The sequence below is a fragment of the Methylobacterium nigriterrae genome (assembly GCF_037106235.1).
In the GTDB taxonomy this organism is placed as follows: domain Bacteria; phylum Pseudomonadota; class Alphaproteobacteria; order Rhizobiales; family Beijerinckiaceae; genus Methylobacterium; species Methylobacterium nigriterrae.
The window spans coordinates 12,303-38,345 of the sequence record NZ_JBAWTG010000039.1 but is presented as its reverse complement, the minus strand read 5'-3'; the positions used below and the strand labels follow the sequence as shown (position 1 = coordinate 38,345).

Genomic DNA, 26,043 nt, shown 5'->3' with positions numbered 1-26,043 from the left:
CGAGCACCGATCCGCGGCGGCTCCGGCCGCCGTCCCCGACCTGACATTCCGGGCCCTCGCGGGGCCCTCGACAAGACGGAGTGCCCGCCATGCGGCTCTTGATGATCGGACGGCTCAACGGCGAGCTCGTCACCGCCTCGAAGATCGCCATGAGCCGGGGCGCCGCCGTGACCCAGGCGGACGGGATCGCGCAGGGGCTCTCGGTGCTGCGCGCCAAGGGCGCCGACCTCGTCATGATCGACGTCGGCCTCGCCATCCGCGACCTCGTCACGGCGCTCGCAGAGGAGCGCATCCGCACGCCGGTCGTCGCCTGCGGGGTCGTGACCGACGCGCGCGCCGCTGTCGCGGCGATCCAGGCGGGCGCCAAGGAGTACATCCCCCTTCCCCCCGACCCCGAGCTGATCGCCGCGGTGCTGGAGGCGGTGGCGGCGGACGGGCGCGCCTTCGTCTGGCGCGACCCCGCGATGGAGCGCGTGGTCAAGCTCGCCGAGCAGGTCGCGCGCTCGGAGGCCTCGGTGCTCATCACCGGCGAGAGCGGCACCGGCAAGGAGGTGCTGGCCCGCCACGTCCATGCCAGGTCGAACCGGGCGGCGAAACCCTTCGTGTCGGTGAATTGCGCGGCCATTCCCGAGGCGCTGCTCGAATCCGAGCTGTTCGGGCACGAGAAGGGCGCCTTCACGGGCGCGGTGGCGCGCCGCATCGGCCGCTTCGAGGAGGCGAACGGGGGCACGCTGCTCCTCGACGAGATCTCCGAGATGGACGTGCGCCTGCAGTCGAAGCTCCTGCGGGCGTTGCAGGAGCGGGTGATCGACCGTGTCGGCGGCTCGGGCCCGGTCAAGGTCGACATCCGGGTGCTCGCCACCTCGAACCGCAACCTCGCTGAGGAGGTCCGCAAGGGCACCTTCCGGGAGGACCTGTTCTACCGCCTCAACGTGGTGCACCTGCGCCTGCCGGCCCTGCGCGAGCGCCCGGCCGACATTCTGGAGCTGGCCGGCCACTTCGCCCGGAAATACGCCGAGGTGAACGGCCTGCCGGTGCGCCCCTTGAGCCGCGCGGCCCAGACCCTGGTGCGCGAGAACCCCTGGCGCGGCAACGTGCGGGAGCTCGAGAACACCCTGCACCGCGCGGTGCTCCTCGCCTCCGGGGCCGAGATTGGCCCCGAGGCGGTGCTGACGCCGGAGGGCGAGGCGATCGCGGGCGCGCCGGCCGGCCCCGCGGCCCGCGCCGTCCAGGTCGCGGAGGCCGCGACCCGCGGCCTCGTCGGGCGCACGGTGGCGCAGGTCGAGTGCGACCTGATCCTCGACACGCTCGACCATTGCCTCGGCAACCGGACGCACGCGGCCAAGATCCTGGGCATCTCGATCCGGACGCTGCGCAACAAGCTCAACGAGTACGTCGAGGCCGGCCTCGAAGTCGCCGAGCCCGGCAGCGCGCGGGTCGCGGCCGCCTACGGCTAGTGGTCGGGAACCGGCACCCGGTGCCCTCGCCGCTGAGCCGCTGAGGGCGGGAGGCGAAAGATCCGACCGGCCCTGAATAGCGGACTTCGGGAAGCCCTCACGCTGCGCCGCTTCCCTGGTTCGCCCGGTCGAGGCATGGCCGGCTGAGCTAGTGGGCTGTCACGCGCTCGCGCCCAGGGTGATGAGAAGGTCGTCCAACTGCTCGAACTGCTCGGGCATCGCGTCTTCCATGCCGATGAACGCCTCGTCGAGCGCTTCCTTCGAGGGATAGAGCTCCTGCAGGACCAGCCGCGTCCTGCCGCCCACGTCCGCGAAGGTCACCGTGGTGACGGCGCCGTCGTCGCTTTCGTCGTTGGTCCAGACGAGGCGCGAAGGCGGCGACACGTCGAGATACTTGCCGAAGAAGGCCATGGCATTCGAGCTGTCGTGTCCGAACGCGATGCGATAGCTGCCCCCGGTGCGAACATCCATCTCGCAGGACAGCAAGGGTACGCCCCTCGACCTTGGCGCCCACCACAGCTTGAACAGCTCGGGCTTGGTCCACGCGTCGAACACGAGGCGAACCGGGCCGTCGAAAGTGCGCGTCACGACGAGTTCGCGCTCGGACCTCCGCTCGACCGCCGTGCGGCCGTTACTCGCTCTGCCACCCATCGGCTGTCTCCTTCCTTTTCAGGGCCTCGACGACGTCGTCCAGCGCGTCGAAGCGTGCGTTCCAGATTTGGCGGCGCCCTTCGATCCAGGCCGCCTCTTCGTCGAGCCCGCGCAGGCCGAGCCTGCAGGTCCGCACGCGCCCGACCTTTTCCGTCGTAACGAGCCCCGCCTGCTCCAGGACGCCGACATGCTTCTTCATGCCCGTGAGGGTCATGTGGAACTTCGCGGCAAGTTCCGTGATCGAAGCATCCGCACGCCCGAGCTGCTCCAGAACGCCGCGCCGGGTGGCGTCCGAGAGCGCGGCGAAGGAGGCATCGAGGCGGGCTGTCGAAGACTGAACCATTTAGTTCAGTGTCTAATGCAGGGATCGGTGTCGTGCAAGGGGGCCGGGACCGGCCGCCGGAGGTGACCGGCGGGACGCAGACCTTCCGGACGTCCGCGAAGAGCCGGCGGCAGCCTCTCGCGACGGGTCCTCAAGTGTCGGATCTCGATCGCGGGCTAACGCCCGTGCGAGCCCTGCTTGGCATGCGCGGCGTTCTGCGCCGCGAGCGCCGCGTCGAGCTTGCGCAGGGCCTCGTAGCGGGTGATGTCGGCCTCGACGTCGCGGATCGTCTCCTCGACGAGGTGCCGCTGCAGGGCGATCCGGGGGTCGTCGGCCGAGAGCCCCTCCCGCTCCTGCAGGCGCAGCACGGCCTGGCGCACCACCGCGTAGACGCCCTCGCGCTCGGCGCGGTCCATCGACGGCGTGATGGCCCGGGCGACGAGATCAGCGAATTCCGACATCGGCTTCTGAGACAAGGGCTCCCGGGCCGTGGCGCGGGCCCCGCATTCCCGGCTCTAGCAGATCGCGCCCGGCCCGATCCAGCCCGGGTCGCGCGGCGGGTGCGCGTCAGAGCCGCTGGTCGTTGACGCCGCTCAGGAGCAGCGACGCCGAACTCCAGATCACCAGGAAGCAGAAGAAGGTCAGGAGCAGCGCGTGGCCGCGCTTCGGGTAGAGCGAGTCGGTCGGCAGGACCGGCGGCACGAAGGTGGCCAGGTAGATCTGCTGCTTGCTCGCCGAGACGCGGGCGCGGTCGAGCAGGGTGTTGGCCGATTCGTTGAGCTTCTCGGCGATGATCCGCTCGACCAGCAGGCCCTCGTACTCGAGCAGCGCCTGGGTGAGGTTGAGGCCGGCGCCGCCCGGCGCGCTCTCGGTGGTCAGCTGGTCCTGCAGCTGCTTCATCTGCTGGTCGATCGCCGCGACGCTGGCGACCAGGACCTGGATGGCGCGCGACTTCTCGTCGAGGTTCGAGCTGCGCAGCACCTGCAGATCGTTCTCAGCCTTGAGCTTGTCCTTGCGTAGCCCCGCCAAGGTCAGAAGCGTCGACTCGGCGGACTTGATCGGGTCGATGATGCCCCAGTGATTGCGGAAGCGCTGGACGTCGAGATGCGCCTTCTTCAGACGCGCCTGCGCCGCGTCCGCGTCCGCCTGCGAGTGGGCGACCATGTCGGCCTGCGCGCGCTGCGAGATCACGTTGATCAGGGCCTCGCTGCGGGCGATCACGTCGCGGGCGATCGCCAGCGCGTCGTCGGGCGTAAAGGCGCGTACCGTGAGCGTGATGACGCCCGAGACCGCCTCGATCCGGGCCTCGACATGGTCGCGCCAGTAGCGGGTCAGCTCCTCGATCGGCTGCGGCCTCCGGTAGCGGGCCCAGAAATCCGCTTCGCGACGCGAGAACATCTGCGAGACGCCGATGCTCTTGTCGACGGCCTCCACCATGGTCTGGCTGTTGATGTAGTCCTTGACGATGAAGCTGTCCTGGCTGTTGTGCTTCTGGATCAGGCTCGTGAACTCGCCGAGATTGACGTCGCCCATCGGCTCGACGTTGCCGCGCACCGCGAACTGCGCCTCGGCCACGTACTGGTCGGAGGCGAAGGCGAAGAGATAGACCGCCATCACGGCTGTCGGCAGCAGCACGAACAGGGCGAAGCGCCGGATCAGGAGGGCGGAGAGGCTGACGGGCTTGTATTCGGGCTGACGCAGGCCCGGCAGGCGGCGCCAGTCGAGCCGCTCGCGGGCGCGCCGCAGCAGGGCGGGGGCGCGCCGGTCACGGATCGGCTCAATCGTCTCGGCATTGCGGCGCAGGTCCGGCACCGTGCGGCGCGCGAACTCGATCATGCCGCGGAGCCGCTCGCCTTGCTTGACCTCGTCGACGCTCATTCCGCTCGTGTTCCTGGGGGCCGCTGCGGCGGGAGGCGGTCGCGGGCCGCGGCCGGGATGCCGCCGGAGTCCCGCTCTTTTCGGCCCTTTTTAAGGCATCCGGAAGGGTCCTCCCCAGGGCGCGGCGGGGCGCTGCCATTCTGCAACGCCCGGCCCGCCCCGGCCCCGCGCGCGCCGTCGCCACGGCGGGCCGCGCCGGTTGCCAGGACGAGGCGGGGGCCCTACCCCGGCGCGCATGACCCATCCCACGCATCCGGGCGCGGACGACGCTGCCCGAACGGCCCGAGCCGCCGAACCCGGCAGGGTGCGGACCACGAAGTCCAAGACCGCGAAGTCCCGGATCGCCGAGGTCGTCCTCGTCTGCGCGAAGTGCCGGAAGCGCCAGGGGCTCGGCCGGCGCGACCTGCGCGGTCGCCTGAAGGGCGCGCTGAAGCGCGGCCGGCCGAAGCGCGAGGTGCGGATCGTCGAGACCGGCTGCCTCGGCCCCTGCCCGAAGCGGGCGCTGGCCGTGGCGACGGGCGCGAGCCTCGCCGCGCGAAAAATCCTCTTGCTCGATCCGGCCGCGACGCCCGAAGAAGCTCTGGCGGCGATCCTCCCCGATTTCGGCCCCAAAGCCGCGCTAGCGCCCGGCGCAGGGCCGGCCGAGGGGCCGGAATCCCGTCCGTAGCGATCCCGCCGGCCGCTGGCCCGGCGCCCGAGGCGTCCGCCATGCCGGTCCGTGACCCGTTCCCGCCCCGTCCCATCCGGGATCGATCCCCCGCGGGGTGGCCGTCGTGATGGCTGGGATCGGCGGGCCGCGCGGCCGCTCGGTCCGCGGCGCGGTGCTGCGGCGCCTGCCGCTCGTCGGCACCCTGCTGGGGCTCGGCCTCGCCCTCTGGCTCGTGGCGACGAACGATCTCGGGGCGGTCGCGGCCGCCTTCGGCCGCATCGGCGTCCCCGGGCTCGCCGCCATCGTCGCGGTGCGCGCCTGCATTGTCCTGATCTGCGGGGTGGCCTGGGCCCGCATCCTGAACGGCCTCGCGCCCGTCGAGACGGGTGCCTTCGTGCTCCTGCGCTACGTGCGTGAGGGCATCAACGTCCTGCTGCCCGTGGCCTCGGTCGGGGGCGACGTGGTGGGCGGTCGGCTCCTCACCTTCTGGGGCGTCTCGGGGACGCTCGCCGCCGCCTCGATCCTGGCCGATCTCCTGATCCAGGCCGGCACGCTCGCGCTGTTCGCGCTGTTCGGGGCCGGGCTGCTCGGGCAGGTCGAGGGCGAGGCCGCGGCCTCGCTCTCCGGCTGGATGCTGCGCGCCCTCGCGGTGGCGGCGCTCGTTCTCGGCGCCTTCTTCGTCGTCCAGCGCAGCGGCGCCCTCCGGGTGGCCGAGCGCCGCCTCGCACGCCTCGGCCGCCGCTTCGTTCGGGAGGCCGAACCGGCCTCCGGCGAGGGCCGCCCCGCCGCCTCGGCCGGGCCGGCGGCGAGCGTCCAGGACGCTCTCGACGCGGTCTGGGGACGCGGCCGGCGCGGGCGCCTCGCGCAGTCGGCCGCGCTTCACCTGCTCGCCTGGATGGCTGGGGCCGTCGAGATCTGGATCGTGCTCGCCTGCATCGGGGTCGAGGGCGTCGGCGCCGCCGACGTCCTGGTGATCGAGGCGCTCGCCCAGGCCATCAAGTCCGTCGCCTTCCCGATCCCGAGCGGGCTCGGCGTGCAGGAGGGCGGTTTCGTCGTCGTCGGGGCCCTGTTCGGGATCGATGCCGGCACGGCCATCGCGCTGTCGCTCGCCAAGCGCGTGCCCGACGTCGCGATCGGCCTGCCAGCCCTGCTCGCCTGGCAGAATCTCGAGGCGCGCCGCGTGGCGGTCGTGCCTCCGCGATGACCACCCGCGACGGTGCGCTTGCCTACACTTCTCCAGCGACGCAGTTTGCCTCCGCGATGAGCACCCCGAATCGACGCCTTCTCCGCCCGCTCGCCCGCGGCGCGGCCCTGGCCGCCGCCGTCCTGGGCATGAGCCTGGCGCTCGGCGCGACGCCGGTCCTCGCCCAGAGCGTCACGGTCGACCTCGGGGCCGGCGGCGTCACCGAGCGCGCGCTCCAGCTCGTCGCCCTCATCACGGTCCTGGCGCTCGCGCCCTCGGTCCTCGTGATGGCGACCTCCTTCACCCGGATCGTGGTGGTGCTGTCGATCCTGCGCTCGGCGCTCGGCACCCAGACCGCGCCGCCGACCGCCGTGGTCGTCAGCCTCGCGCTGTTCCTCACCGCCTTCGTGATGGCGCCGACGGCGAAGGAGGCCTACCGCACCGGCGTCGAGCCCCTGATCGCCGGCCAGATCACGCAGATGCAGGGCTTCGAGCGGGCCTCGGCGCCGTTCAAGACCTTCATGCTGCGCAACGTCCGCGAGAAGGACCTGAAGCTCTTCCTCGACATGGCGAAGGTGCCGACGCCCTCCGGCCCCGAGGCGGTCGGCCTCGAGATCGTGACGCCGGCCTTCATGATCTCGGAACTGCGCCGCGCCTTCGAGATCGGCTTCCTGCTCTTCATACCGTTCCTGATCATCGACCTCGTGGTCGCCTCGATCCTGATGGCGGTCGGCATGATGATGGTGCCGCCGGCCTCCGTCGCCCTGCCGTTCAAGCTGATCTTCTTCGTCCTCGTCGACGGCTGGACGCTGGTGGCCGGCTCGCTGGTGCAGAGTTACGGGACCTGACGGGGCGCAGGTCCCTTCCCCCGTGCGGGAGAGGTGATCGGCGTCCGGTCGGTGCAACGTCGATGTCCGGATCTGAAAGCCCGTTCGGGAGAACCAGCGCTGCCGCGATGATTCGAATGACACGCGCTCTCGGCCCTTTGCGGGCGATTGCGGATAGCAGGGTCGCTGAGTGGCCCTGTCGGCCACCGCGCCCTCAAGGCGCGTAACGCGTGAAGACGAAATCGTCCGCCCTGTTCGCGCGGGCATGGCAGGGAAAGCACGTCTCCATCAACGCCTTGCTGGGATTGGGCTTGCCGCCTTCGAACTGGCCATATCCCCAGCCCCCCGTATCAGCATACTTCTTCGAGTCCTTGACGCTGAATTGAATGTTCGTGGCAGTTCCGGGAACGAAGGATTGAGCCTGTCCGAAAATCGCGTTGTTTTCATCAGAAGGAACGTACGTCCAAGCCAATCTTCCGATGATCGTTCCGTCAGGAAAAGGGCGTGTTCCTTCTCGATAAGCTTTCAGCGCGATGTCGTTTCCCAGAACGGCGCGGATATCGTTGAGATTGCCCGCTTCGTGAGCCACGCTGATCATCCGCCAGTCGCGATAGTCGGCAGGAATTCTGACGCCGAAGATCGGCGATGCCTCGTCATCGGCGCCTCCGACTGCGATAGGCAGCAAAGTGATGATGCACGCCGCTGTCGCGACCGCGAACGGTCGGATCGATGTCCGCTTCATGGCGCACCTTCCCTTTCGACTGACGATGTCGGCGCGTATTTTTCTCGGACGACGCAGTAATACTTCGGTGAAAAGGTATGCCGCGATCGGCTTCTGGTAAAGCGGACGAGTGAGTTCAGTTCATGGAAGACGCAATGGCCGCGCTTGATTGACCTGGCGCTGACAGGGACACGACCCGCTGACGGCCGCTTCCCAACGCGAGCGAACTTCCGCACGCTCAAGCTGATCGGGTTCGCAGCGTGGCCTGGTCCTGCCGTGCCTGCGGATTCGCGACGAGGCCGACGCAGGCCTCCGTGTTTCCGGACGAATCACAGGTTCCCTCTCGTGCGGGCCTGGCGGGCTCACGCTTCGACGCGCCCGAATGGCTCGACGTCGCAGGATCGGGCGCCTCCCACCTCTCCCGTTCGGGAGAGGTCGAGTCCGCGGCAAGCGGACCGGGTGAGGGATCAGGTTTTTCCGGATACGGCGTACCCCTCACCCCAGCCCTCTCCCGCACGGGAGAGGGGACAGGTCGCGGATCCCGCCCCGTCCCGTTCGCGGCTTCCGGGACGGTGTGTGAATGAGCAAGTCCGCACGGGAAAGGTCGGGGCGCCGCCGTCGGCCTCGGCCGAGGCCCGCTATCCGCGCCTGCGCGACGCGTTCAGCGCCGCGGCGGCGCGGACGAGAGCCGTCAGGGCCGCCTCGTCGATGGCCTCGCCCTCGCGGATATCGATGGCGCGCCGCGCGTTGCCGTCGAGGCTGGCATTGAACAGGCCGGCGGGATCGTCGAGCGCGGCTCCCTTCATGAAGGTCAGCTTGACGACGGCTTTGTAGGTCTCACCGGTGCAGATGATGCCGCCGTGAGACCAGACCGGTACGCCCCGCCACTTCCATTCCTCGACCACATCGGGATCGGCTTGCCTGATCAGGGCACGGATCCGGGCGAGCACCGCGCCGCGCCAGTCATCGAGGCCCTCGATCTTCCGATCGATCATCCCAGAGGGGGACTTGTCGCCCTGAGATCCTTGATCGTCCATGCCGCGCCCCTCCTCGCCCGTTCTCCCGCCGCGAACCGATTCCCGCGCCGCCGGCGCCCTCATCCCGGCGGCGTCGCGGGCGCTCCTTCCGGCCGGTTCTCGGCCGCCTTCTCAGCCTTGCCGCGGTCCGGCACGGCCGTGTCGGGGTAGCGCTTGCGGTACTCGGCGAGGAAAGCCGCAAGCGTCTCGGCGCTCGTCGCGCGCTGGGCGATCTCGCGGAAGCCGGGCGCGCGCAGCGCGTTCGGGCCGGTGAGGAGCGCGAAGGTGCGCGCGTCCGCGCTCTCGGCCATCGGCCCGGCGAACTTCCCCTTGAGGCGCTCGAGCCCCAGCGTCTCGCCCGACAGGTCGTAGGCGATCGCCGCCCGGATCACGTCGGCGCGCGCCGCGTCGTCCAGCGGCTGGCGGCCCCGCCAGGCGTCGCCGAGCAGCGTCTCGTGCGCCTCCCCCGCCTCGCGCCAGCGCCGGGAGCCCCACAGGATGTCGGCGCGCAGGCGCTGCGCGTCCGGCCCGGTCTCCCCGTCGATCGTCTCGAGCGCGAGATCCGTGCGCGACAGGTCCGACAGGGCACGCGCGCGGATCAGGGCGCGCGCGCGACGCAATTCGCCCGGCAGCTCCGGCAGGTAGGTGGCGTCGAGCACTTCGAGCGCCTTGAGCGGCTTGCCGTCCATCAGCCGGATCGCGGCGAGGCGCGCGGCGACGCCCGCGCGCGCCGGGCCGGTCAGGCGGTTGTCCACCTGGTACTGCAGGAGGTCGGACGCCGAATCGAGCAGGTCGAGTTCCACGAGCCGGTCAGCGAGGCGCCGGACGATCTCGTCGCCGCGCCGCCCGATCGGCGCGAACTCCTTGAAGTCGAAGTAGAGCGAGACCGCCTCGATCCCCGAGAGCTTGTCGCCGCGCTCGGTCAGGAACAGCTCGTCGAACAGGCTCTGCGCCTCCGCGAACAGGGCGCGGCTCACCGGCGCGTCGGGCGCGGTCGCGGTCGCGCGCCGGGTCGTCATGAAGGCGTCGCGCCAGCGCCCCGCCTCCCGGTAGAGGCGCGCGAGCCCCGCCACGATGCCATTCTCCGTGTCGCCGCCGTGCCACATCACGGCGAGCCGCTCCAGGCGGTCGATCGTGCCGGCGGCATCGAGCTTGCCCGATCCGTGCGCCAGCATCGCGGCGCGGTAGGCGGCTTCCGCCGCGACCGGCTGCACGGCCTCGCGCTCGAGCCGCTCGTAGCTGGCGATCGCCGCCACGCCCTGCCCCGCCGCCTCCTCGATGCGCCCGCGCAGGAGCGCGAGGCCGTCGCGGGTCAGGGCGTCGGGTGCGCGCCCGGCGGCGGCCCCGATCTGCCGGGTCGCGGTCTCGAGATCCCCCGCTTCGAGCGCGGTCTCGGCGACCGCCACCCGGAGGCGCGCCTGAAGGTCGTCCGGATAGCGGTCGAGGATGCCGAGCGTGCCCCGGAAGGCGCTCTCGGCGGCGAGCCAGCGCCCGGCCAGGGCTTCCGCGTAGCCGCGCCACAGGCCCGCCTCGGGATCGCGCGCCAGCGCCTCGGCGCCGAGCGTGTGCCTGGCCTCCTCGGCCCGGCCGGTCAGGGCCTGCGCCGCGCCCAACAGGATCCCGACGTCGCGCTGGGCGGCAACGAGCGGATCGTCGTAGCTCGCGGCCTCCAGCACGGCGATCGCCTCGGTGGTGAAGCCGTTGGCGAGATAGGCACGCGCCAGCGCGAGCCGCGGCGGCCCGCGCAGGGACCCCGAGACCGCCGCGGCGGCTTCGATCTGGCCGCGCAGCGTGTCGCGGACGTTGCCGCGGCGGGCGACCTCCCAGGGACCCCGCTGGATGGCGAGCTCGCCGATCTCGCCGACCGCGACCTCCGGCTGGCGCGCCACGGCCGAGACCGCGAGCCCGCCTTCGCGGGCAATGGTGACGCCGTCGAGGTCCGGCCGTACGACGAGATCGTCGGCCTGCGCCAGGACGGCGACGCCGAGGCGGCTCGGCAGCAGCTCGAAATCGACGAAGCGCTGGCGCTTGGCGATGCCGGCCGGCCGCCGGGCGAGCGTCGTCACCACCGCGACCCGCTCGCCGTCGAGATCGAGCCAGGTGGCGCTGACGGGATCGGGCAGCTTCACGGCGAGGCCGACGCGGCCGGACTGGGCGGGCAGCCGCGTCGCCACGAGGGATTCGCTCTCGCTCAGCGCGTCGCCGGCCGCGAGTTCCCAGCCGCCCGGCGCGTCGGGATCGCCGACGGGCAGGAGGTCGAGAAGCTTGGCCGGCGGCACGGCGATCTGCAGTGTCACGACGCCGCCGCTGCGCCTCGGCCCGGACACGATCTCGAAGCCGGCCGGCCGGCCCACGGGCAGAGTCACGGCCTCGCTCGTCTCGAAGACCAGGGTGGCGAGGCCGGCGCGCTCGAACAGCGCCACGGGGACCGGCCGCGCGAAGGAGAAGACGAGCCCGTCGCCGGCCGGCCGGGCGGCCCGCTTCGGCGCGGCGGCCGGCGACGGCGCGGCGTCTGCCGCCTTGTCGGCCACCTTGGGCCGGGGCGTGCCCGGAGCCTGCGCGGCCGCCGGGTGCGGCTCTGCCGGGGCCTTCGGAGCCTCGGCCTCCGCTTCCTGAACGAGCGCCTGCAGCGCCGCCCTGGCATCGGCATCGCCCTTGACGCCGGGCGCGGTCTCGCCCGTCCGGATCGGCCCCGTCGGCGCGACGTCGATGGTGAGCGCGTCCTCGTCCCGCTCGGCGGTGACGGCGTAGCCGTCGCCCGGCGTGATCAGGAGGTTCGCGGCCGTATCGTCGGACTCGACCGTCAGCCCCGAGACTGCGGGCTTGATGCGCCCGCGCGTGTCCGAGACGTCGATGCGCCACGCGCCCGGGACGCTGATCCGGGTCGCCGCGCCGGCCCGCTCGATCCCGGCCTGCAGGCCCGTCGGCAGGCGGAGCGACAGGCGGGTCACGGTCGGCAGATGCGCGACCTCGATCGCGAGCGGCCTCGGAGCGGGCGGCGGCGCCGTGGCCTTGAGCGCGGCCTCGGCCCGCTGCGCCCGGCGGGCGAGGTCTGCCACGACCTCGGGCGGCAGCGGCGGCGGCAGGCCCGACCAGCCCTCCGGCAGCAGATCGACGAAGACCTGCTCGCCCGCCTCCTGCACGTTGACCCGGTAGGGCTTCTGCAGCGCGAGGCGCAGGCCGGTCCCGTCGGGGTCGCGCCGCACGGTCGAGACGTAGGCGGGCATCTCGGCGGCGATCCGCTCCGGCGCGGCCGCGGTTCGCTCGCCGTAGCTCAGGACCAGCACGGTGCCCGACACCTTCGCCCGGACCGGCACGGACTTGTCGAAGGCGAGGACGAGGCGCCCGTAGCTCTCGGCCTGGCTGCCCCGGGCCGAGACCAGCCGGGCGGCCTCCGCCGGGCGGATCGCCGTCGAGAGCGCGAGCGCGAGGGCGAGCCGCGCCAGCGCACCGCGCCGGCCCGAACGCCGTCCTGTTGCGAGAGCCGCCCCCATCGCGAACGCCACACCCGAGAGCGGCGCCCGCCCCGAAGGACGCGTCGCCGGAAACGCCAGATCGGGGAAGTGTGCCGAAACGCGGCTAACGGGCGCTTAATCGGGGCTTCGGGGCGGAGGCTACTTCCTGACCACGAGGCCGGGGATCGCGGTTCCGGCCTCGCCGAAGGTGTCGAGCGCCCGCCTGCAATTGGCCTCTACGTCCTTCTGATAGATCTCTGTGTATGCTCTCGCGCGTAAGTTGAGGTCGCCCCGGCTCAGCTCATCGGGGTCGACGCCGAGGCGCGAGACGGCGCTGCGCAGCCTGTCCGCATCGCCCTTCGCGCCTGGGCAGGACGCGTCCACGAACGCCACCAGGCCCGCGAGCTTCGCCGCGTTGTTGCGCTGCCGTTCGACCCGCGGGTCGGGCGCCGGTCCGTCGGGCGTCGGCTGGGCGGCGAGCGGCGCCGCGAGGCCGATCAGGATGGCGGCCGCAAGGATGCGCTTCATGGTCGGACCTTGCATGGTTTGTTCCGACGGGCTCAGCCGCCGAAGGCGATCATCCGGGCGAAGGCCGCGGCGAAGCCCGCGAGCGGTACCGTGATCACGGTCGGTTCCGCGCCCTCGCGCTTCTGGGCGGTCACCGTCAGGTTCTGGGCGGACTTCATCGTGTCGGTCGCCAAAGTCGGCAGGCTGACCGGCACGTAGCACCCCTCCGGCCCGCATGTCAGGTAGGGCGCGCCCTTGCCCAGCACCGTGTCGTCGAGCTTGAAGGTGACGCCGGGCTCAATCGCCTGCCCGAACGGCATCAGGATCACGCCCTCCGCGCGTCCGTCCCGCGGCGTCTTCAACTCGATGGCGAATTGCCGGCGCCCGGTCTTCGCATCGCCCTGCGACTGCATCATGACGCACTGGATCGCCGGCTCATGGACGCAGTTCACGGTCCAGTCGCCGTAGGTCTCGCTGACCGAACTCGCGCCCTCGGGCCAGAGCGCCTTCGCGGCCTCCGGCGCGGCGGCGGCTTTCGGCTCGGGCTTGGTCTCGGCCTTCGGCTTCGGCGCCGGCTTGCGCGGCTTCGGCTTCGGCGCGGCCTCGGGAGGCGGCGCGGCATCCTCCTGCGCGAGGCCGGGCGCCGTGCTCAGGAGTGCGAGGGCGAGACAGGCGGCAAAGGGGCGGATCACGCGGATCGGCGGCATGGGCGGGTCCCCGTGGGCAACGCGACGACGCGTTGCCGCCTACCCGCCCGGCGTGCCCGACGCAATCGAGGCCGCCATGAATTGTTCGGGAGAGCGGAGTCGCTACACCCGGCGCCGATTGGCCCGCGCCGTGAATTCCGGTCGTGCGCGCTCTCGCAGCGGCGCGCGAAGGCAGCCGCCTGCCCGCGTCGAAGCGCCCGGACGACGTCGGCCGCGAGGGTCAGCACGCCGGGATCGCGATCGACGGATTCCTCGACCGGCCTGGCAAAATCCAAGGCCAGTACGGTGAGCATGAGTGCCTCCAGAGCGAGGGGCGCCGACACGTCGTCCTGCATTGCAATGCGCGATCGGCCGTGGATAGCTGCCATGCAGCGGGCCGCGTGGCCGCCATGCACGAACCTCATGCGTCGGCAACGCGCCGTTCAACCTTCGCGGTCCGGTCGGCGGTTGACCGATCGGGCGCGAGGCGCCACTGAGCGCGTCGCTCATTCGTCATTTCCGACATTTACATGCAGCCGCTTCGCCAGACGGGGCGCCTCAGGAAGGATTGCCAGCATCATGACCGATACGCCGGCCCAGCATCCCATCCACGGCCGCATCAGCGGCCCCATCGTGATGATCGGATTCGGCTCGATCGGCCGCGGCACCCTGCCCCTCATCGAGCGCCACTTCGAGTATGACCGCGCCCGCTTCACCGTGATCGATCCCTCCGACGCGCATCGCGGCCTCGCCGACAAGCACGGCTTGCGCTTCGAGAAGGTGGCGCTGACGAAGGAGAACTACCGGGAGATCCTGACACCGCTGCTGACCGAGGGCGGCGGCCAGGGCTTCTGCGTCAATCTCTCGGTCGATACCTCCTCGCGCGCCATCATGGAGCTGTGCCGGGAGTTCGGCGCCCTCTACGTCGACACCGTCGCCGAGCCCTGGCCGGGCTTCTACTTCGACAAGACCAAGAGCCAGGGCGACCGCACGAACTATGCGCTGCGCCAGGAGATCCTGAACGCCCGCGCCGCGAGCCCCGGCGGCACTACGGCGGTCTCCTGCTGCGGCGCCAATCCGGGCATGGTCTCGTGGTTCGTCAAGCAGGCGCTGCTCAATATCGCCCAGGATACGGGCCTGTCGCGGCCCGAGCCGAAATCCCGCGCGGAATGGGCGGCGCTCATGCAGGATCTCGGCGTCAAGGGCATTCACATCGCCGAGCGCGACACGCAGCGCGCCAAGAGCGAGAAGCCGATGGGCGTCTTCGTGAACACCTGGTCGGTCGAGGGCTTCGTGTCTGAGGGCAACCAGCCGGCCGAGCTCGGCTGGGGCACGCACGAGACTTGGAAGCCCGACAACGCCCGAGAGCAGGAGAGCGGCTCGCGCTGCGCCATCTACCTGCTGCAGCCCGGCGCCGATACGCGCGTGCGCTCGTGGACGCCGACCGCCCAGTCTCAGTTCGGCTTCCTCGTCACCCACAACGAGGCGATCTCGATCGCGGATTACTACTCGGTGAAGCAGGGCGAGACCGTCGTCTACCGCCCGACCTGTCACTACGCCTACCATCCCTGCAACGAGGCGGTGCTCTCTCTGCACGAGATGTTCGGCAATGCCGGCAAGGTGCAGGAGCAGCACCACATCCTCGACGAGAACGAGATCGTCGACGGCATCGACGAACTCGGCGTCCTCGTCTACGGCCACGCCAAGAACGCCTACTGGTATGGCTCGCAGCTCTCCATCGAGGAGACCCGGCGCATCGCACCCTATCAGAACGCCACCGGTCTCCAGGTGACGAGCGCCGTGCTTGCGGGGATGGTCTGGGCTCTCGAGAACCCGGAGGCCGGCATCGTCGAGGCCGACGAGATCGACTTCCGCCGCTGTCTGGAGGTGCAGACGCCGTATCTCGGCCCCGTCATCGGCGTCTATACGGACTGGACCCCGCTTGCCGATCGCCCGGGCCTCTTCCCCGAGGACATCGACGAGAGCGATCCCTGGCAGTTCCGCAACGTGCTGGTGCACGGCTGACGGTCCGTTCCGGCGGGGCGCACGAGCGGATGCTGCGCCCGAGCGAATGCCTGTCGCGCCCGCGCGGCGGGTGTTAAGCTCGGGCCCGGATCGCGTTCGGATTCTGAGCCCTTGCCCCATTTCGAAGATTTCTACGCCGCCAAGCTGCGCGGCTCTCTCGGCGTCACGGATGCCGAGTCGGTGCTGGACCTGCGTGGGGCGAACCGTCCCACCGCCGAGGCTTCCCTGAAGGAGATGATCGAGCGCAGCCGCTTCGCGAAGGGCAAGACGGTGGCGATCCGGCTCGACGCGCCGCCGGAGGGCGGGGGCGAGACGCTGTTCCAGCCGGCCGGGCGCCTCCTGCTCGACGCCAAGCGCCGCGGGTTGATCGAGCGTCTCCACACCCTGCCGGCCCAGGACGGCCTCGGGTTCTACGTGGCGCTCTCGGGCAAGGCCCAGCGCGATCCCGCGTGAGCGGCGTCCGAATGAGCTTCTCGCTCCTGCATCTCGGCCGCAACACGCTCGAGCGCCTCGCCCGGTTCGGTTACGGCGCCCGCGGCATCGTCTATTGCGTGGTCGGCGCCCTCGCGCTGCTGGCGGCGATCGGCCGGGGCGGTCGGCCCGGCGACAGCCGGAGCGCGCTCCAAGCGGTGCTCGTCGGGCCCTTCGGTCCCTGGATCGTCGGGCTGATCGCGATCGGGCTGTTCGGCTTTGCCGTGTGGCGCGCGGTCGAGGGCATTACCGACGCCGATCGTCGCGGGGCGGACCTGAAGGGGCTGGCCGTCCGCGCCGCGCATGTCGGCAGTGCCGCCGTCTACGCCGGGCTCTCGCTGACCGCCGCGAGCCTCGCCCTCGGCCTCGGCGTCCACCGCGGCGGCGACAAGGGTATGCAGGACTGGACCGCCTGGCTCCTCGCGAAGCCCTTCGGTCTCTGGCTCGTCGCCCTGATCGGGTTCGGGGTGGCGGGCGGCGGCCTCGCCTTCCTCGTCAAGGCCTGGAAAGGCGACGTGACGCTACGGCTCGCCCTCGATGCGGCGGCCTGCCGCTGGGCAAAGCCGATCGGCCAGTTCGGCTATGCCGCCCGTGGCGTCGCCTTCCTGATCATCGGCGGGTTCTTCGTCGCGGCGGCCTGGCATCAGGCGTCGTCCGAGGTGAAGGGACTGGCGGGTGCCTTCACCGCCCTGCGGGCGCAGCCCTACGGCTGGTTCCTTCTCGCCGTCGTGGCGGCGGGGCATTTCGCGTTCGGGACCTTCGGCCTGATCCAGGCCCGCTACCGGCGCATCGATGCGCCCGATCTCGACGAGGCCGACGACGCGGTCGCCCGCGCGGTGCGATCGGTCACCTGACCGTTTGGGACGAGTTCGGCGGTCGTCGAGGCCGCGTTGACAAGAGGCGCGGCCTGCGCCGATACCGCGGGCCGGCCCGGAGCTCATGCAGCAGCGCATCTACAAGACAGCGGTGATGGTGGTCCACGACCTCGTGGCGACCGCGCTGGCCGTGATCCTCACCTTCGTGTTCCGCTTCAACGGCGATCTTCTCGCCGAGCGGCTGCACGCGCTGCCGCTGCTGCTGCCGCCGTTCATGGCCTTCGCGGGCCTCGTCTACGCGCGGTTCAAGCTGTACCGGACGAAGTGGCGCTTCGCTTCGCTCCCCGACCTCGCCGGAATCGTGCGGGCTGCGAGCGTGCTTGCGCTGACGCTCCTCGTTCTCGACTACGTTCTGGTCTCGGCCGACCTCTACGGGTTCTACTTCTTCGGCAAGGTCGCAATCGTCCTCTACTGGGTGCTGCAGATCTTCCTGCTCGGCGGTACCCGCCTCGCCTTCCGCTACCTGAAATACACCCGCTCGCGGCAGTCGAGTGCCCGCGCCGCGACGGTGCCGACCCTTCTCCTAGGGCGGGGCGGCGACATCGAGATCCTGTTGCGCGCCATCGAATCGGGCTCGGTGCGCAAGCTCAGTCCGAAGGGCATCCTGTCGCCCCGCGCCGGCGAGGCGGGCCAGATGATGCGCGGCGTGCCCGTGCTCGGCGGCTTCTCGGATCTGGAGCAGGTCGTCGCGAACCTCGCGGAGCGTGGGCAGCCGGTGCGCCGCCTCGTGGCGACGCCGAGCGCGCTGACGCCCGAAGCGGAGCCCGACGATCTCATCGCCCGCGCGCGGCGCCTCGGCCTGCCGCTCGCCCGCGTCGTGAGCCTCGGCGAGGGCATGCGCGACGCCGAGCTCGCGCCTCTCGAGATCGAGGACCTTCTTCTGCGCCCGACCGTCGAGATCGACCGTCCGCGGCTCGAGCGTTTCCTCGGCGGCACCCGCGTCGTCGTCACGGGCGGCGGCGGCTCGATCGGTTCCGAGATCTGCGCCCGCGCCCTCGCCTTCGGAGCGAGCGCGTTGCTCGTGGTCGAGAGTTCGGAACCGGCTCTGCACGGCGTCCTGAGCCAGCCGGCGCTTGCCAATGCCGAGGCCGAGGTGACGGGGGTGCTCGCCGACATCCGCGATCGCGACCGCATTCAGACGGTCTTTGCGGAGTTCCGGCCCGATTACGTGTTCCACGCCGCGGCGCTCAAGCAGGTGCCGTATCTCGAGCGGGACTGGACGGAGGGTATCAAGACCAACGTCCTCGGCTCGATCAACGTCGCCGACGCCACCATCGCCGCGAAGGCCCGCGCCCTCGTGATGATCTCGACCGACAAGGCGATCGAGCCGGTCTCGCAGCTCGGCGTCACCAAGCGCTTCGCCGAGATGTACGCGCAGGCCCTCGACGCCGAGCAGACGGGCTCGGATGCGGGCCTTCCGACGCGGCTCATCGCCGTGCGGTTCGGCAATGTGCTGGGCTCGGTCGGCTCCGTCGTCCCCGTGTTCAAGGCACAGATCGCCCGCGGCGGCCCGGTCACGGTCACGCATCCGGAGATGGTCCGCTACTTCATGACGGTGCGGGAGGCCGCCGACCTCGTCCTGACGGCGGCCTCCCACGCCGACCGCGAGGCGCGTGCGCTTCCGGCCTCGCCCGAGGGTGCGGACCAGCGGGCCGCCGTCTACGTGCTCAAGATGGGCCAGCCCGTGCGCATCCGCGACCTCGCCGAGCGCATGATCCGGCTGGCCGGTTTCGAGCCCGGCGAGGAGATCGAGATCGTCACGACCGGAGCCCGTCCGGGCGAGCGCCTGAACGAGATCCTGTTCGCCCGCGAGGAACCGCGCGTGACGCTCGACGGAATCGACGGCGTGATGGCGGCCAAGCCCGTCTTCGCCGACCGGGCCGTGCTCGACGGCTGGGCCGAGCGCCTGCGGCGGGCTGTGTCGGCCGGCGACCGCGCCGAGGCCGAGGCGGTCTTCGAGGCCGCGATCCCCGACTTCCGCGACCGCGCTTCGGCGTCCGCGGCCTCCGCGGAGGCCTCCCCGCCTCAGCCCGCGGCGACGCCGGCCTGATCCGCCAGCCCGCTCTCAGGTCGCTGACCGGGCCAGCGCCGCGAGGCCGTCCCGCGAAGGCATGGCCGGGTGCCAGCCGAGCGCCATCAACCCGTCCGAGCGCGCGACGAGGCCGGTCGAGAGGCGCGCGAAGGCGTCCTGCCGGCCGCTCAGTCGGCAGGCGAGGCCGAGCAGCGCCTGCGGTACCGGCACGAGGCCGGGTCCACGGCCGAGCCCGGCCCGCAGCGCCGTCACCATCTCGGGCAGGGTCAGCGCATCCGGATCGGCGACGATCAGCGGGCGTCCGAGGGGGGCGGGCGCCTGCAGCACCGTTGCGACCGCTCCAGCAAGACTCTCGACCGATACGAGGGAACGGCGCTGCGCGAGCCCGCCGAGGGGGAGCGGGTAAGGCTTGCGGGCGAGCGCCAGGAGCGCGGCCATGTTGCCCTTGACGCCGGCGCCGTAGACGAGGACGGGCCGCAGCGCGACCCAGTCGAGGCCGATCTCGGCGAGGGCCTGCTCGGCCGCGAGCTTCGAGCGCCCGTAGGCGTCCGTCGGCGCGGGCGCGTCCGCCTCCGTCAGCGCGATGTCGCTGCTCGCGCCGACCTGCGCGCGGATCGAGGACAGGAAGACGAAGCGGCGTACCTTGGCTCTCGCGGCGGCTTCCGCGAGGCGGCGCGTCGCCTCGGTGTTGAGGGTGCGGTAATCGTCCTCAGGCGCGCCCGACATCGCGTGGGCGAGCCCGGCCGAGTGCACCACGGCATCGACGTCGGTCAGCGCGGCCGCCATGTTCATCGGGCGGGTCAGATCGCCGACGACGGCGCTCGCGGCCCCGTCCGGCACCTCGACGGGCCGCCGCAGCAGGACCCGCACCCGATACCCCTTTTCCGTGAGCGAGCGCAGGAGATGGCGCCCGATGAAGCCGGTCGCGCCGGTGAGTGCAACGAGCGTCCCGCTCACATCGAACCTCGACCTCGATCCTGTCCCGGCGGTGCCGATGCCGGTCCGCCGCCAGGGCATTTGAGACGGCCCTAGATGGCCGGCAGCGTGCGCCGCGGCGCGCGGGCGAACCGAGCGAGGAGCGCCGCCACCAGCACGGCACCGCCCGCCAAGGCTCCCAGGGTGAAGGGCCAGGACGGCCAAAGCAAGGTCGCGGCCGCGAGGAACGCCAGACCGAGATTGACGACGAAGACGCGGGCCACGACACCCGTCACGCTGAGGCCGTTCACGGTGGCCCGCTGGTAGAAATGGCTGCGATGCGCCTGCCAGACCGGCTCGCGTCGAAGCGCCCGGCGCGCCAATGTCAGCGTCGCGTCGGCGATGTAGACGAGCGGGAGCAGGATCGCCGCCGCCAGGCCGCCTTCCAGCGCGAGGCGGTAGAGCAGCCAGGCCGTGACGAGACCGATCGGCAGGGAGCCGACATCGCCGAGGAAGAGGCGGGCCACCGGCCGGTTGAAGGGGGCGAAGCCCAGCATCGCGCCGAGGAGCGCCGCCGCGACCAAGGTTGGCGCGGGCGGCAGCGCGCCGCCTGTGCCGGCGAGGAACAGGGCGCCCGAGACCGGCACGATCTCGCTCAAGGTCATCCAGTCGAGCCCGTCCATGAAGTTGACGAGGTTCACGAACCAGAGGCCGGCGAGGATTGCGAGGCCGCGCTCCATCCAGGCGGGTATAGCCGGAACGAGCTGTCCATCGACCGCGAGGACGAGGGCCGTCACCGCGGCAGCCTGCAGGATGAGGCGCAGGCCCGCCGGCAGGGGCCGGATGTCGTCGACCGCACCGACCAGCGCCAGCGAGACGGTGGAGAGGCCGAGCGTCAGCATCTCCCGCGGCGCCGCGTCCGCCAGCGGCAGCAGACCGGCCGTCAGCAGGATCGCCGCGACGATTGCGATCCCGCCTCCCTGCGGCGTCGGGACCGTGTGGCTCGAGCGGGCGTTCGGGCGCGCCAGCGCGTAGCGCTGCAGGAGCGGGCGCAGCAGCACGATCAGCCCGGCGCTCACCGCGGCCGCGATCGGGACGACAAGAACGGGTGCTGCGATCATGCGGCGGCCGACGATCCGCTACGGGCGATCGGCCGAGCGCCGTCCCATTCAACCAACGCGACGCACTCCGGATCGGGTCGCAGGCGCGACCTCCCGCTCAATAGACCTGCGCGGCCTCCCCTCCGCGGCCCGTGCCGCCCTCCCGCCGGTCGGCGCCGGCCGTGTCGAGAGCGCGCTCGATAACCCGGGCAAGGCCGACCATGATCTTGTCGATGGCGTAGTCCTTCGGCGTGTAGACGGCCTGCACGCCCATGTTCCTGAGCACCAGTTCGTCCTCCGACGAGATGATGCCGCCGACGACGACGGGCACGTGGTCGAGCCCAGCCTCCCGCAGCTTCGCCTTCACATCGCGCACCAGCGGCACGTGGCTTCCCGACAAGATCGACAGGCCGACCACGTGCGCGCCCGTCTCCTTCGCCTTGGCGACGATCTCGGCCGGCGTCTGCCGGATGCCGTCGTAGGTCACGTCGAAGCCGACGTCGCGCGCCCGCAGGGCGATCTGCTCGGCGCCGTTCGAGTGGCCGTCGAGTCCGGGCTTGCCGACCACGAGCTTCGGCGTCTCGCCGAGGCGCTCGCCGAGATCCGCGATCAGCAGGCGGGCCTCCTCGGCCGCGCCCGAGGAGGCCGTCTCGAGCGTCACGCCGGTCGGCGCGCGGTACTCTCCGAAGACCTGCCGCAGGCGCTCGCCCCACTCGCCCGTTGTGACGCCCGCCTTCGCGGCCGCGATCGAGACCGGCATGATGTTGGCGCCCGAGCGCGCCGCCTGTTCCAGATCGGCAAGCGCCGACTCGACCGCCTTCGCGTCGCGCTCGGAGCGCCAGGCGCGGATACGCTGCTCGGCCTCCATCTCGACGGTCTCGGAGACCGTGAAAATCGCGCCCTCCCCCGCGGTCAGCGGCGAGGGCTCGCCGTTCTGCCACTTGTTGACGCCGACGACGATCTGCTCGCCCGCCTCGATCGCCGAGATGCGCTTGGCGTTCGACTCGACGAGGGCACGCTTGAGCGCTCCCGTCTCGACCGCCGCGACCGCGCCGCCGATCCCGCCGATGCGCTCGAGCTCGGCGCGGGTCTGCGTCTTCAGCTCTTCAACCCTCGCCTCGATCACGTGCGAACCGTCGAAGATGTCGTCGTATTCGAGGAGATCCGTCTCGAAGGCGAGGATCTGCTGCATGCGCATCGACCATTGCTGGTCCCAGGGACGCGGCAGGCCGAGCGCCTCGTTCCAGGCGGGGAGCTGCACGGCGCGGGCGCGGGCGCGCTTCGAGAGCGTCACCGCCAGCATCTCGATCAGAATGCGGTGGACGTTGTTCTCGGGCTGCTGCTCGGTCAGGCCGAGGGAATTGACCTGCACGCCGTAGCGGAAGATGCGCTTCTTCGGGTCGTCGATGCCGTAGCGCTCCCGGGCGATCTCGTCCCAGAGTTCCGAGAAGGCCCGCATCTTGCAGATCTCGGTGACGAAGCGCAGGCCCGCATTGACGAAGAACGAGATGCGGCCAAACACCTCGGGGAAGCTGTCCGGATCGAAGGCTGGGTCGTCGCGCACCGTGTCGAGCACCGCGATCGCGATGGCGAGCGCGTAGGAGAGTTCCTGGACCGGCGTCGCGCCAGCCTCCTGCAGGTGGTAGGAGCAGACGTTCATCGGGTTCCACTTCGGCACCTCCTTGGTCGTGAACAGGATCACGTCCTTGGTGAGCCGGAGCGAGGGCGCGGGCGGAAACACGTAGGTGCCGCGCGAGAGATACTCCTTGATGATGTCGTTCTGGGTCGTGCCCTGCAGGGCCGCGAGCGGCGCGCCCTGCTCCTCGGCCACCGCGAGGTAGAGCGACAGCAGCCAGGGCGCCGTCGCATTGATCGTCATCGAGGTGTTCATCTGGGCGAGCGGAATCTGATCGAACAGGGTGCGCATGTCGCCGAGATGCGCGATCGATACGCCGACCTTGCCGACCTCGCCGCGGGCAAGCTCGTGGTCGGGATCGTAGCCGGTCTGGGTCGGCAGGTCGAAGGCGACCGAGAGGCCGGTCTGACCCTTGGCGAGGTTGCCGCGGTAGAGCTTGTTCGATTCCGCGGCGGTGGAGTGGCCCGCATAGGTGCGGATGATCCACGGCTTGTCGCGCTTCACCTCTGTGACCGCCGCCTGTCCGCCCATCCGTCCGAACTCCGCTTCCCTGAGACCGTGGCAGCGGCATACGCGCGCCGCGCCTTGCCGCCAACGTAGCCGAGCCGGCGACATGCGTCATCCGGCACGAAGGTCGGAGGCAACACGGCTCGCGAGCCGGCATCTCGCATCGATCCCGACGCAAGTCCCGCGAAAAAAATCTGTGCGGCCGATGAACCGAATTTGCCGCTGCCGCGACAGACGTTGCGAGGGCCGCGACGGGCGGCCCCACCCATCACGGAGCAGCACCATGTCGCGCACCCTTCGCATTCTCGTGGCCGCCGCGGCGCTCGGCGCCGCCGGCCTCTGCGCCTCCGAGGCGTCCGCCAAGGGCGGGTTCGGGGGCGGTTTCGGCGGTTTCGGCCATCACCATCATCACGGGCATTGGGGCCACGGGCCTTGGGGGCGCGGCTTCGGATGGGGCGGCCCGCGCCTCGTCGGCTTCGTCTCCGCCTATTACGGCGCCTGCCGCGTCAGGCGCTACATCGACGAGGACGGCGACCTGATCGTCCGCCGAGCCTGCTATTAAGCCGCAGCGGCGGGGCGCCTCGCGCCGGTCGGGCTCGGCATCCACACGAGGCGCGCCGCGGCCGACAGAGTACGGGCAATTCCGCCGCCATACGGGACGCGCCGCAAGCGTAATTTTGAATACAGGGACGCCGTGCTGAGCCGGCGTCCTTTTTTTCGTGGAAACCCCCCGCGCACTAGCCTTTGGTGCCACTTGGAGCGCCCTGACATCGTCGCTATAGGGGCCGAACGACAGTGCTAGGGAGAGGTCAAATGGCTGCGAGTGCGGCGTTGCAACCGGCCGGGAACGGCGAGATCAAGGACCTCTACGAGATGGGCGAGATTCCGCCCCTCGGCCACGTGCCCGCCAAGATGTACGCCTGGGCGATCCGGCGCGAGCGCCACGGGCCGCCGGAGCAGTCGCACCAGCTCGAGGTGCTGCCGGTTTGGGAGATCGGCGACGACGAGGTGCTGGTCTACGTCATGGCAGCGGGCGTCAACTACAACGGCGTCTGGGCGGGCCTCGGCGAGCCGATCTCACCCTTCGACGTGCACAAGGGCGAGTACCACATCGCCGGCTCGGACGCGTCCGGCATCGTCTGGAAGGTCGGCGCCAAGGTGAAGCGCTGGAAGGTCGGCGACGAGGTCATCGTCCATTGCAACCAGGACGATGGCGACGACGAGGAGTGCAACGGCGGCGACCCGATGTTCTCGCCGACCCAACGCATCTGGGGCTACGAGACGGGGGACGGCTCCTTCGCGCAGTTCTGCCGCGTGCAGTCGCGCCAGCTCATGCAGCGGCCGAAGCACCTCACATGGGAGGAGGCGGCCTGCTACACGCTGACGCTCGCCACCGCCTACCGCATGCTGTTCGGCCACGCCCCCCACACCGTGCGCCCGGGCCAGAACGTGCTGATCTGGGGCGCCTCGGGGGGCCTGGGCGTGTTCGGCGTCCAGCTCTGCGCGGCGAGCGGAGCCAATGCCATCGCGGTGATCTCGGACGAGTCGAAGCGCGACTACGTGATGAGCCTGGGCGCCAAGGGCGTCATCAACCGCAAGGAGTTCAACTGCTGGGGCCAGCTCCCGAAGGTGAACTCGCCCGAGTTCCATGCCTGGACGAAGGAGGCGCGCAAGTTCGGCAAGGCGATCTGGGACATCACCGGCAAGGGCAACGACGTCGACATCGTGTTCGAGCATCCGGGCGAGCAGACCTTCCCGGTCTCGGCGCTGGTGGTGAAACGCGGCGGCATGGTGGTGTTCTGCGCCGGCACCACGGGCTTCAACATCACCTTCGACGCCCGCTACGTCTGGATGCGCCAGAAGCGCATCCAGGGCTCGCACTTCGCGCATCTGAAGCAGGCCTCCGCCGCCAACCAGTTCGTGCTCGACCGCCGCGTCGACCCCTGCATGAGCGAGGTCTTCCCCTGGGACAAGATCCCGGCCGCCCACACCAAGATGTGGAAGAACCAGCACCCGCCGGGCAATATGGCCTGCCTCGTCAACTCGCCGCGCGCGGGCCTGCGCACGGTGGAGGACGTGATCGAGGCCGGCCCGTTGAAGCGCTGATCCACCGTCGGCGAGGGCTCAGACGGCGCCGAGTATCCCCTTCCCGAGGAGGAGATGCTTGCGGCCCGCCGACCTCACCGGCCGCGCGGCGGGTCCTGCGGGAGGTGGCGCCCGTAGGTCTCCTCCTTCTTCTCCCGCTCCTTGATCAGGTCGGTGTAGGCCTGCCGCATCTCGGGCGAGACCGAGACGCTCTTGCCGCGCATCGGCTTGCGCTTCGGCGCCTTCTTGAAGGTGGTGCTCGGATCGCTCATCACGGCTCCCATCGAACTCTCTCGGGCCAGTATAGGTCCGGAGCGAGACGATCGCGAGACGGGCGGGCAAGCCTTTCAGCCGAGGCCCACCGCTGTTAGAAGCGAGCCGGACGCGTGCCGGCTCGCGAAGCCGGCCCCGAGACGACGGCATCGACGATGGAAAAATTCACCACCCTGGAAGGCGTCGCGGCGCCCATGCGGATCATCAACGTCGACACCGACCGCATCATCCCGAAGCAGTACCTGAAGACCATCAAGCGCACGGGCCTCGGAAAGGGTCTGTTCTCCGAGATGCGCTACAACGACGACGGCTCGGAGAAGCCGGACTTCGTCCTCAACAAGCCGGCCTACCGCAACGCCAAGATCCTCGTCGTCGGCGACAATTTCGGCTGCGGCTCGTCCCGCGAGCACGCGCCCTGGGCGCTCGCGGACTTCGGCATCCGCTGCGTGATCTCCACGAGCTTCGCCGACATCTTCTTCAACAATTGCGGCAAGAACGGCATCCTGGCGATCGTGGTCTCGCCGGAGGACCTCGAGAAGCTCTTCCAAGACGCCGAGCGGGGTGCGAACGCGACCCTCTCGATCGACCTCGCCGCGCAGACGATCAAGGGTCCGGACGGCGGCACCCTGCACTTCGATATCGATCCGGGCCGGAAGCACAACCTGCTGAACGGGCTCGACGAGATCGGCCTGACGCTCGAGCGCGCGCCAGCCATCGACGCCTACGAGGCCAAGCTCGCGCAGCGCGAATGGGCCTGATCAGGCCGGCATCG

The 26,043-nt window shown here is 70.8% G+C and carries 24 protein-coding genes; 11 read left to right on the top strand and 13 right to left on the bottom strand.

The window, feature by feature from the left end; genetic code table 11:
- The first annotated feature begins 89 nt into the window (after positions 1 to 89).
- The gene (gene flbD, locus WDW90_RS19740) at positions 90 to 1,457 is read left to right on the top strand and encodes a sigma-54-dependent transcriptional regulator FlbD (protein WP_336489161.1); all 1,368 of its coding nucleotides are present in this window, start codon (positions 90 to 92) and stop codon (positions 1,455 to 1,457) included.
- A gap of 159 nt (positions 1,458 to 1,616) precedes the next feature.
- On the opposite strand, the gene WDW90_RS19735 is transcribed toward flbD, so the two are convergent.
- The 4 genes from WDW90_RS19735 to WDW90_RS19720 all read right to left on the bottom strand — a co-directional run bounded on the left by WDW90_RS19735 (position 1,617) and on the right by WDW90_RS19720 (position 4,308).
- Positions 1,617 to 2,108, bottom strand: coding sequence for an SRPBCC family protein (locus WDW90_RS19735; RefSeq protein ID WP_336489160.1), 492 nt, complete (start codon positions 2,106 to 2,108; stop codon positions 1,617 to 1,619).
- Positions 2,089 to 2,451 (bottom strand): ArsR/SmtB family transcription factor, encoded by a 363-nt coding sequence (locus WDW90_RS19730; protein WP_336489159.1) that lies wholly within the window; start codon positions 2,449 to 2,451, stop codon positions 2,089 to 2,091. Before WDW90_RS19730 ends, WDW90_RS19735 begins: the two co-directional genes overlap by 20 nt.
- A gap of 155 nt (positions 2,452 to 2,606) precedes the next feature.
- The gene (locus tag WDW90_RS19725) at positions 2,607 to 2,891 is read right to left on the bottom strand and encodes a hypothetical protein (protein WP_336489158.1); all 285 of its coding nucleotides are present in this window, start codon (positions 2,889 to 2,891) and stop codon (positions 2,607 to 2,609) included.
- Between the two features lie 106 nt (positions 2,892 to 2,997).
- Positions 2,998 to 4,308, bottom strand: coding sequence for a KpsE/RkpR family capsule polysaccharide export protein (locus tag WDW90_RS19720; protein ID WP_336489157.1), 1,311 nt, complete (start codon positions 4,306 to 4,308; stop codon positions 2,998 to 3,000).
- 235 nt (positions 4,309 to 4,543) lie between these two features.
- On the opposite strand from WDW90_RS19720, the gene WDW90_RS19715 reads away from it, so the two are divergent.
- The 3 genes from WDW90_RS19715 (at position 4,544) to fliP (ending at position 6,988) form a co-directional block, all read left to right on the top strand.
- Positions 4,544 to 4,975 (top strand): (2Fe-2S) ferredoxin domain-containing protein, encoded by a 432-nt coding sequence (locus tag WDW90_RS19715; protein ID WP_336489156.1) that lies wholly within the window; start codon positions 4,544 to 4,546, stop codon positions 4,973 to 4,975.
- 109 nt (positions 4,976 to 5,084) lie between these two features.
- Entirely contained in the window at positions 5,085 to 6,161 is a 1,077-nt protein-coding gene (locus tag WDW90_RS19710) for a lysylphosphatidylglycerol synthase domain-containing protein (RefSeq protein WP_336489155.1), read from the top strand.
- Between the two features lie 128 nt (positions 6,162 to 6,289).
- The gene (gene fliP / locus WDW90_RS19705; RefSeq protein WP_336489175.1) at positions 6,290 to 6,988 is read left to right on the top strand and encodes a flagellar type III secretion system pore protein FliP; all 699 of its coding nucleotides are present in this window, start codon (positions 6,290 to 6,292) and stop codon (positions 6,986 to 6,988) included.
- Positions 6,989 to 7,181: 193 nt separating this feature from the next.
- Here the strand turns inward: fliP and WDW90_RS19700 are convergent, their stop codons facing one another.
- From WDW90_RS19700 to WDW90_RS19680, 5 genes are all read right to left on the bottom strand, one after another.
- Positions 7,182 to 7,709, bottom strand: a complete 528-nt coding sequence (locus WDW90_RS19700) for a cytochrome P460 family protein (RefSeq protein ID WP_336489154.1) — start codon at positions 7,707 to 7,709, stop codon at positions 7,182 to 7,184.
- 617 nt (positions 7,710 to 8,326) lie between these two features.
- Complete coding sequence (locus WDW90_RS19695) at positions 8,327 to 8,725, bottom strand: DUF1801 domain-containing protein (protein ID WP_336489153.1); 399 nt, start codon at positions 8,723 to 8,725, stop codon at positions 8,327 to 8,329.
- A 59-nt stretch (positions 8,726 to 8,784) separates the two neighbouring features.
- A complete protein-coding gene (locus tag WDW90_RS19690) occupies positions 8,785 to 12,198 on the bottom strand; it encodes a hypothetical protein (protein ID WP_336489152.1) in 3,414 nt (1,137 codons plus the stop codon).
- Positions 12,199 to 12,318: 120 nt separating this feature from the next.
- Entirely contained in the window at positions 12,319 to 12,687 is a 369-nt protein-coding gene (locus WDW90_RS19685) for a hypothetical protein (protein WP_336489151.1), read from the bottom strand.
- A 32-nt stretch (positions 12,688 to 12,719) separates the two neighbouring features.
- Positions 12,720 to 13,373: an invasion associated locus B family protein gene (locus WDW90_RS19680; protein ID WP_336489150.1), complete on the bottom strand. Its 654-nt coding sequence runs from the start codon at positions 13,371 to 13,373 to the stop codon at positions 12,720 to 12,722.
- 558 nt (positions 13,374 to 13,931) lie between these two features.
- On the opposite strand from WDW90_RS19680, the gene WDW90_RS19675 reads away from it, so the two are divergent.
- From WDW90_RS19675 to WDW90_RS19660, 4 genes are all read left to right on the top strand, one after another.
- The gene (locus WDW90_RS19675) at positions 13,932 to 15,377 is read left to right on the top strand and encodes a homospermidine synthase (protein ID WP_336489149.1); all 1,446 of its coding nucleotides are present in this window, start codon (positions 13,932 to 13,934) and stop codon (positions 15,375 to 15,377) included.
- Between the two features lie 111 nt (positions 15,378 to 15,488).
- Positions 15,489 to 15,830 carry a hypothetical protein gene (locus tag WDW90_RS19670; protein ID WP_336489147.1) on the top strand — a complete coding sequence of 114 codons (342 nt, stop codon included), beginning with the start codon at positions 15,489 to 15,491 and terminating at the stop codon, positions 15,828 to 15,830.
- Positions 15,831 to 15,841: 11 nt separating this feature from the next.
- Complete coding sequence (locus tag WDW90_RS19665) at positions 15,842 to 16,702, top strand: DUF1206 domain-containing protein (RefSeq protein ID WP_336489146.1); 861 nt, start codon at positions 15,842 to 15,844, stop codon at positions 16,700 to 16,702.
- A gap of 85 nt (positions 16,703 to 16,787) precedes the next feature.
- The gene (locus tag WDW90_RS19660; RefSeq protein WP_336489145.1) at positions 16,788 to 18,773 is read left to right on the top strand and encodes an SDR family NAD(P)-dependent oxidoreductase; all 1,986 of its coding nucleotides are present in this window, start codon (positions 16,788 to 16,790) and stop codon (positions 18,771 to 18,773) included.
- Between the two features lie 15 nt (positions 18,774 to 18,788).
- Here the strand turns inward: WDW90_RS19660 and WDW90_RS19655 are convergent, their stop codons facing one another.
- From WDW90_RS19655 to WDW90_RS19645, 3 genes are all read right to left on the bottom strand, one after another.
- The gene (locus WDW90_RS19655) at positions 18,789 to 19,712 is read right to left on the bottom strand and encodes an NAD-dependent epimerase/dehydratase family protein (RefSeq protein ID WP_336489143.1); all 924 of its coding nucleotides are present in this window, start codon (positions 19,710 to 19,712) and stop codon (positions 18,789 to 18,791) included.
- Positions 19,713 to 19,783: 71 nt separating this feature from the next.
- Complete coding sequence (locus tag WDW90_RS19650) at positions 19,784 to 20,791, bottom strand: MraY family glycosyltransferase (protein ID WP_336489142.1); 1,008 nt, start codon at positions 20,789 to 20,791, stop codon at positions 19,784 to 19,786.
- Positions 20,792 to 20,888: 97 nt separating this feature from the next.
- Positions 20,889 to 22,937, bottom strand: coding sequence for a protein meaA (locus WDW90_RS19645; protein WP_336489141.1), 2,049 nt, complete (start codon positions 22,935 to 22,937; stop codon positions 20,889 to 20,891).
- Positions 22,938 to 23,196: 259 nt separating this feature from the next.
- On the opposite strand from WDW90_RS19645, the gene WDW90_RS19640 reads away from it, so the two are divergent.
- The gene (locus tag WDW90_RS19640) at positions 23,197 to 23,475 is read left to right on the top strand and encodes a hypothetical protein (protein WP_336489140.1); all 279 of its coding nucleotides are present in this window, start codon (positions 23,197 to 23,199) and stop codon (positions 23,473 to 23,475) included.
- A 251-nt stretch (positions 23,476 to 23,726) separates the two neighbouring features.
- Entirely contained in the window at positions 23,727 to 25,019 is a 1,293-nt protein-coding gene (ccrA, locus tag WDW90_RS19635) for a crotonyl-CoA carboxylase/reductase (protein ID WP_336489139.1), read from the top strand.
- 74 nt (positions 25,020 to 25,093) lie between these two features.
- On the opposite strand, the gene WDW90_RS19630 is transcribed toward ccrA, so the two are convergent.
- Complete coding sequence (locus WDW90_RS19630; protein WP_336489138.1) at positions 25,094 to 25,270, bottom strand: hypothetical protein; 177 nt, start codon at positions 25,268 to 25,270, stop codon at positions 25,094 to 25,096.
- A gap of 156 nt (positions 25,271 to 25,426) precedes the next feature.
- On the opposite strand from WDW90_RS19630, the gene leuD reads away from it, so the two are divergent.
- On the top strand, positions 25,427 to 26,029 hold the full coding sequence (gene leuD / locus WDW90_RS19625) for a 3-isopropylmalate dehydratase small subunit (protein WP_336489137.1): 603 nt from the start codon (positions 25,427 to 25,429) through the stop codon (positions 26,027 to 26,029).
- Positions 26,030 to 26,043 lie beyond the last annotated feature (14 nt).